The organism is Deltaproteobacteria bacterium, from assembly GCA_012522415.1.
Taxonomy (GTDB): domain Bacteria; phylum Desulfobacterota; class Syntrophia; order Syntrophales; family JAAYKM01; genus JAAYKM01.
The window spans coordinates 1-7,037 of sequence record JAAYKM010000095.1 but is presented as its reverse complement, the minus strand read 5'-3'; the positions used below and the strand labels follow the sequence as shown (position 1 = coordinate 7,037).

The following is a 7,037-nucleotide window of genomic DNA, read 5'->3' as shown; positions in this document are numbered from 1 at the left end:
GTCATTGACCAGTGCATTGACCACACTCAGACCCAGAGCGGATTCAAGCAGAGACGGTGCACCAAAGTACTCCAGGATCTCATGGCTCGATTTTCCCTTAAGGGGCCGTTTGCCCGTAAAGACGGAACAGCCATGAGCAAGTTCGTTCTTGAAAGTGAAAGCCACCCCGCAGCGTCCATCCTCAAGCAGCACACCTGTATAACCCAGCCCCATGCGGACATCGGCAACGGGTATTTCCGCACAGTGCTCCCCAACATATCGCTTCACCCGCTCGGCAATGGTCATTTAGTAATCCCTCCGCCACGGCTCCCGTTTGTTTAAAAAGTAGTCCCGAATGGCCTCTTTTATTGTATTGACGGCAAGTTCGGCACAATGTTCATCCTCCGGCGGCAATCCCTGCAGGTTGTCCAGAATCTCCGAGGCCTCTAGCATAAGCGCCTCGTTGATGGTCTTGCCGAAGGTGAGATCCGCCCCCACATTCCCGGATGCAATGGAGGTCATGCAACCGCTGGTTGCAAAACGTACATCGATGATTTTTTCGTCCCGCACCCGAAGAAAAAACTCCATCTCGTCTCCGCAGCTTCCGACCATTTTGCCGTGCCCTTCCGGTCTTTCCATCTGTCCCATCCGCTGTGGGTCAAGCCAATTTTTTAAGACCGCGTCTGAATAACGATACCGAACCCCTTCTTCCAGTTCATTACGGATGGCCTGTACGGCCCTTTCTAATTCATTTTCTTCCATCCGGTCGATTCTCCTTCTCGATTCTGATATGATGCGCCCGAAATCATGCGTTTCAACTGCATACAAAAACATGCAATAAAACCAGTTCGGCATATCACAAAATCAAGATATATGACAAGCGGCTGCTCACCAGATTAACAAAAAAACCGAATACAGACAAACCTTGCGGGGATGCCGGTCTGAGTGGTGGCAAAGGAACACCACATAACATGCAAACGCCAGCCATCCAATGTGCCTATGTCTCATAATTTACCAAATTTTCTCTAAATCTTTTTTGTCCACCTGCTTGTCGACGGGGATGAAATACGTTTCATGTTTGGGGGAAAGCATAAGGGGATCTTTTGTAAAGATCCTTGAAAGAAGGGCAACAGGGAATAAAAGAAGGTAGAAGACCGCTCCCAACAACAGAGGGGGGATAATATGGCTTAGGGTATGGCTTAATTTCATCCATCCCTTTGCGATCAGGTCACTGAGAGAATCCGAGATTATGCCCGCTGCGCCCACCGCCAGGGATCCATAAACGGCCCATCTCCATGAAAAAACGAGATGCAGGATCAGCAACCCCATGGAAATGACCAGAATCGTCGATTTCGAATTGTTTTGATTCATCGGATGCCTGACCTGACGTCCCCTTAAAACAGGGTATATATGAACGGGGCGACCGCAGTGCCGCTGCCGAATACCAGCAAGACCCCAAGCAGAAGCAGCACAACCACAATCGGGGCCAGCCAGAATTTTTTTCTTTCCTTCATGAAATCCCACAGATCCTTCAGAATATCCATGCATCAATCCTTTTTAAATTGTACGGTCCATTTTTCCCGGTTTTCCCAATCGGGCTGGTCCATTTTTTTCAGCAGAAAATTATTGACGACGAGATAGTCCATTTCAGTGTGCATGAAGCATTTGTACGCGTCTTCGGGTGTGCAGACGATCGGTTCCCCTCTGACATTGAAGCTCGTATTCACCAGTATTCCATACCCGGTTTTTTCCTTGAACGCGTTGATGAGCCGCCAGAATCTGTCGTTTGTTTCTTTGTGAACCGTCTGTACCCGCGCGGAAAAGTCCAGATGCGTGATCGACTGAACATCGCTTCTTTCGTAATAGAGTTTTTCCCAGAGGTCAAGCTCGTTATAATTGTCCGGAAGCGGTTTTCTTCTCTCCTTCTTTACTTCGGCAATGAGCAGCATATATGGCGAGGCCGTCGGGAGGTCAAAAAAATCATGTTTGTCCTCAAAAAGGACCGATGGGGCGAACGGCCGAAAGCCCTCCCGGTATTTGATTTTAAGATTGAGTTTCCTCTGCATTTCCGTGTTTCTGGGATCCGCCAGTATGCTTCGGTTACCCAGGGCTCTCGGCCCAAATTCCATTCTTCCCTGGAACCAGCCCACCACATGGCCTTGGTCAATCAATTCGGCGATTTCCCGGCACAGATCATCATACGAGGCAACAAGCTGATAGACTGCCTTATGCCGCTTAAAGGCCGTTACGGCTTCCTTGTCGGAAAAGTCGGGCCCTAGATAGGAACCCTGCATGGCGTCTCCATTGGATGAAACGCTACGCCTCTGTTCAAAGTACATGTAATGTGCGATTTGCGCCGCGCCTAAAGCACCGCCCGCGTCACCCGCCGCCGGCTGAATGTACATATCCCTGAATATGTTTTCCTTCAGCAGTTTGCCATTCGCCACGCAATTCAAGGCAACGCCGCCGGACAGGCACAAACGGTCTGACCTGGTCACTCTCTTCGCTTCTCTTGCCATTTTCAGGACAATCTCTTCCGTGACTTTCTGAATCGCGTAAGCGAGATTGCAATGCTTCTGCTCAATTTTCCCATCCGGTTCGACGGCAGGAAACCCGAAAAGCTCCTTCCATCGCTTTTCGTTGACCATTCTCAGACCCGTGGCGTAATCAAAATAATCTTGGTTTAACCAGATTGACCCGTCTTCCTTGATCAGCACCATGTTATTCTTGATTAAATCGATGAATTCAGCGGTTTGTTGCGCAAGGGGGTTTCCGTAGGGAGCCAGACCCATTAACTTGTACTCACCGGAATTGACTCTGAAGCCGAGATAATAGGTAAATGCGGAGTAAAGCAGCCCCACGGAATGAGGGAAACGCATTTCCTTGAGGATTGTGATTTTTTCATTCCTGCCGTGGGAAATTGCCGCCGTCGCCCACTCGCCGACACCGTCCACCGTCAGTATGGCGGCTTCTTCAAAAGGTGACGGGTAAAACGCGCTTGCCGCATGGGAGAGGTGATGTTCTGAAAACAGAAGGCGTAAATTCTTTTTGTCGTATTGTTCGATGTCCGCCAAGCCCCCATAAAGCAATTTTTTCAGAAACATTTTTTCCTTCAGCCATACCGGTATGGCTGTGACGAACTGTCGCAGCCCCTTGGGGGCGAAGGCGTAGTAGGTTTCAAGAAGCCTTTCGAATTTCAGCAGCGGCTTGTCGTAAAAAACCACGGCATCCAGTTCGTCTATGCCGAATCCTGAGTACTCAAGGCAATACCTGATGGCATTGCCGGGAAAATCCGGCGTGTGCTTAATCCGCGTGAATCTCTCTTCCTGGGCCGCGGCGACAACTTCCCCCCTTACTAACATGGCGGCGGCGGAATCATGGTAAAATGCGGAAATGCCTAATATTTTAATGGCTCGTTCCTCTCTTTTCCGTCGCCCTGTAGGGCGGACATCGCGGTTTCATGAAAAGATTCTGGCGTGTACATAGCCTGGGATTGTAACGGACGATGAACCGATATGCGGGCCGAACACGGGAGGCGGGCGAGAGGCCGCACAGAGCAGAACCTGCGCCATCCTCCAGAGGGGAATTCCGGTTTGTCCCGCACCCGGGCGATGTAGCCGAATCCATACGCACAGCCGGTGCCATGCGTCTCAGCGGGCCAACGGTCCGAGACGGGATCCCATCTGTTACGGACCGTTCCCGGCGGATAGCATAAATAGCTCGTGGGGTCAATGGATTATGTGGATTGAACGGTTTGTGTGCAGCGGAGTTAGAAAGACGTTCACGTAACGGCGTCGTACCATGCCCTGCACCTTCCTTGATCCCGTTGTACGAGGGGATCGGCCGATTTCGGGATTTATCCTCAGAAATGCAATGCATGCCAGACGTTTTTAATATCCTCCGCGCAAGGCGCGTCGGTTTCCACCACGGCACGGGCCTGCATTTGCGCCAGCGTGACGGCGCGATCATAACGAATTCGTCCGACAACCTCTGATCCCAGAGCGGTGGCGAATGTCTCGATTTTTTCCGTCATGGAAGGGTTCAGGTCCCACTTGTTCACACAAACAGCGGCGGGGATATCGAAATGTTTTGCAAGGGAAAGAACGCGTTCCAGATCATGCTTCCCCGAAACGGTCGGTTCCGTTACCACCAGCACCCGGCTTGCGCCGGTGATGGAGGCGATAACCGGACAGCCGATTCCCGGGGGGCCGTCAACGATTATCCGACTGTGCTTTTTTTCGGATGCAATACGAGCCGCTTCGCGCCGAACCATGGAAACCAGTTTCCCGGAATTTTCCGCAGCCACACCCAGCCGGGCGTGAACCATGGGGCCGTATGGTGTTTCGGAAACCATCCATTCACCGCAGAGGCATTCCGGAAAATCAATCGCCTGGACGGGACAAAACCGGACACAGACCCCGCAGCCCTCGCAGTCAATCGGATCAACCTGAAACACGATATTCCCCTCTGATGTCCGCGTTTCGCTGATTGCCTCAAAACGGCAGAATTCGGCACAGACCCCGCAACCGGTGCAAACATCGGGACGCACAACGGCTTCATGGCCTCCGTAAAAATCATGCCGTTCCTTTACCTGCGGCACCAGAACCAGATGCAGATCCGCCGCATCGACGTCGCAATCGGCAATGACGGGCCTCTCGGCCAGGCAGGCCAGGGATGCCACCAGGCTTGTCTTGCCCGTTCCTCCCTTGCCGCTGATGACAACCAGTTCTTTCACGTTTCTTCATCCTTTCCCGATCCGGGAGGTTTGGTTCCATGGACGACATACAGGGCCGCCCGGAGCGGGTCCTGACTTTCAAAGATTTCTTCCCCACGGATGCCCATGACATATTCCGAGGTGGTATCGAAATACTCTGAGATGGCCTTTTCCAACTCCTTTAAGTCTCGATGCCTGATCTGACGGACATAGGAATCGGGATCATCCATTTTTTCCCTGAAAAAGTCCGATTCCGGGTTGAGCATCATGACGACGATTCTTCCGCCGGGACGCAAAATGACGACAGTCTTTTCCAGCGCTTTGCGATAATCCTCGATGAATTGCAGAGAAACCACATAGATGACCGCGTCGAAGGAAGACATCGATACAGGCGCATCTTCAATGGGCGCGGCAATCGTCCGAATTTCATCGGGGGCATGTTTCAGGGCTTCCCGGGAAACATCCAGGCCGGTCACGCGGAAGCCGTATTTCAACAGGTCGCCTTCGATTATGGCCGGACCGCAGCCGACGCTCAGAATATCACGGCATCCGGCCAGATGTGTAATAAGGTAACGCAGTTCAAATTGAAATACCTCCTGCCAGAAATCCTTCCGGCAAGACTCCACATAGCGATCCGCCGTCTTGTGGTTGCGATCCATCATGTCTTTCCCTTGCCGTCAACCTTCCCCGGATGTGACAGAGCGTAAAAATAGCGTCCTGCACTCGGCATGCGTCTCAATTTTCCCGTATCAGTCAGGTGCTCCATGTACTTCATGACTTCCGTTGCATGGATACCCAAGCCGCTTGCCACTTCGGATGACGTGCAGGGGCGTCTGCTCAGCAGGGCCAGGATGTCGCCGACCCGTGTTTTGGCCGCCCGGTCCACGGCAACCTCCCGGGCGTATTCCTCCATGATCACTTCTACCCGGCCGCCGAACGAATTCCTGAGAGGGGACAACTGATCCCCGGTCAAGACAAACGCGAAGTCCTCCGAGGGCGGGCGGCACACCGTATTGAGGTGCGTTCTCGCAGGGCCGATACGCTTTGCCAGTTCGGCGATTTTGTTTACCTCCGCCTGGACTCCCGTCACGCCCGCCAGCAGCAACACCTCAAGCCAGACCTCGCCGGGGAAGGACTTGGTAAAATCGGCGATCCCATCGATTACTTGTTCAAACACCAAATCTTCGCAGGGCCGGTTCACATACTCAAATAACATGGCATCTCCGGCATCCAGGGAGGGCAATACGACATCCGCTTCCATGAGCGTATCTTGAACGTCCGGTATCCACAGCAATGACCCGTTTGTCAAAACGGCAACCGGAATGTTCGTCATTTTTTTAATCTCATGAATCAGGTTTCCGATGCCGCTATTGAGCGTCGGTTCTCCTGAACCGGCCAGGGTGATAAAATCAATCTTTTCCTTCCACGTCAGTTTTTCACACAATTCCTCTAAAACCAACCCTGTCGCAACATATTCCTGTCGTAGGCGTGTTTTTTCGGTTGTTTTCCCCAACTGGCAGTAAATGCAGTCGTAGGAACAGGTTTTATAGGGGACGAGATCGACTCCCAGAGACCTGCCCAGGCGCCGTGATAAAACGGGCCCGTATATTCTTTTAAATCCACTCGGGTTCATGATTCCTCCCCGCACGGAGCGGAGCCGCATTGCTCAATGCGGCCACAGCAGGTTCGGCCTGTCTGCTCTAAGGCGCATCCTCCACCGTCCCGGTACGCCGTCCCCGTCGAACTTTTCAGGAAAAATCCGCCACCGCCGCTGATCAACCTGTTGACCTTTCCGGAACAGTCCGGGCAGTCGACGACAGGCGGGTCATGGATCCCTTGCCATTGTTCGAACTTCAGACCACAGGATTCACATTCGTATTCATAAGTCGGCATGACTCTCCGGTCCTTTCTTTTATCGTGTCCACGATCCTGCTCCAGAGTTGCTCGAAGCAGCGACGATATTCAGGAAGCGCTTCCACGGCCAGCTCACCACGCGAATACGCCTCCGCGATTCTTCGATCATCGGGTATTTCCATCAGAATGGGGACGCCCTCTTCGGCGCAGTAGAGATGGACGCGCTGATCGCCGATACCCATACGATTCACGATGACCCCGAAGGGGATACCGATCACCCTTACCATGTCCACGGCCAGTTTCAGATCGTTGAGGCCGAAAGGCGTCGGCTCCGTCACCAGAATCACCAGATCCGTGTCTTTTATTGCCGCGATCACGGGACATGAAGTGCCGGGAGGGGCATCCAAAATCGCGGGGATTCCCTTTTGCAGGTACGATTTTACACCGCGAATCAGTGGCGGTGCCATGACCGCGCCGATATCCAGGTTTC

The 7,037-nt window shown here is 52.7% G+C and carries 9 protein-coding genes and 1 pseudogene; all 10 read right to left on the bottom strand.

Annotated elements, in window-relative coordinates; translation table 11 throughout:
• Positions 1 to 285 (bottom strand): DUF4213 domain-containing protein (locus GX147_08350; protein NLN60695.1); only part of this gene is annotated, 285 nt, incomplete at its 3' end.
• Positions 286 to 741 carry an iron-sulfur cluster assembly scaffold protein gene (locus GX147_08345; protein NLN60694.1) on the bottom strand — a complete coding sequence of 152 codons (456 nt, stop codon included), beginning with the start codon at positions 739 to 741 and terminating at the stop codon, positions 286 to 288.
• Positions 742 to 990: 249 nt separating this feature from the next.
• Positions 991 to 1,350, bottom strand: coding sequence for a hypothetical protein (locus tag GX147_08340; GenBank protein NLN60693.1), 360 nt, complete (start codon positions 1,348 to 1,350; stop codon positions 991 to 993).
• Positions 1,351 to 1,373: 23 nt separating this feature from the next.
• Positions 1,374 to 1,523 (bottom strand): hypothetical protein, encoded by a 150-nt coding sequence (locus GX147_08335; GenBank protein NLN60692.1) that lies wholly within the window; start codon positions 1,521 to 1,523, stop codon positions 1,374 to 1,376.
• A 3-nt stretch (positions 1,524 to 1,526) separates the two neighbouring features.
• Complete coding sequence (locus GX147_08330; protein ID NLN60691.1) at positions 1,527 to 3,389, bottom strand: carbamoyltransferase; 1,863 nt, start codon at positions 3,387 to 3,389, stop codon at positions 1,527 to 1,529.
• Positions 3,390 to 3,841: 452 nt separating this feature from the next.
• Positions 3,842 to 4,714: a 4Fe-4S binding protein gene (locus tag GX147_08325; GenBank protein ID NLN60690.1), complete on the bottom strand. Its 873-nt coding sequence runs from the start codon at positions 4,712 to 4,714 to the stop codon at positions 3,842 to 3,844.
• Positions 4,711 to 5,355: a class I SAM-dependent methyltransferase gene (locus GX147_08320; GenBank protein ID NLN60689.1), complete on the bottom strand. Its 645-nt coding sequence runs from the start codon at positions 5,353 to 5,355 to the stop codon at positions 4,711 to 4,713. The genes GX147_08325 and GX147_08320 overlap by 4 nt, the downstream gene beginning before the upstream one ends.
• Positions 5,352 to 6,326, bottom strand: coding sequence for a radical SAM protein (locus GX147_08315; protein ID NLN60688.1), 975 nt, complete (start codon positions 6,324 to 6,326; stop codon positions 5,352 to 5,354). The genes GX147_08320 and GX147_08315 overlap by 4 nt, the downstream gene beginning before the upstream one ends.
• Positions 6,323 to 6,586, bottom strand: a complete 264-nt coding sequence (locus GX147_08310; GenBank protein ID NLN60687.1) for a zinc ribbon domain-containing protein — start codon at positions 6,584 to 6,586, stop codon at positions 6,323 to 6,325. The genes GX147_08315 and GX147_08310 overlap by 4 nt, the downstream gene beginning before the upstream one ends.
• Before the next feature lie 44 nt (positions 6,587 to 6,630).
• Positions 6,631 to 7,037: pseudogene (locus GX147_08305) on the bottom strand ((4Fe-4S)-binding protein).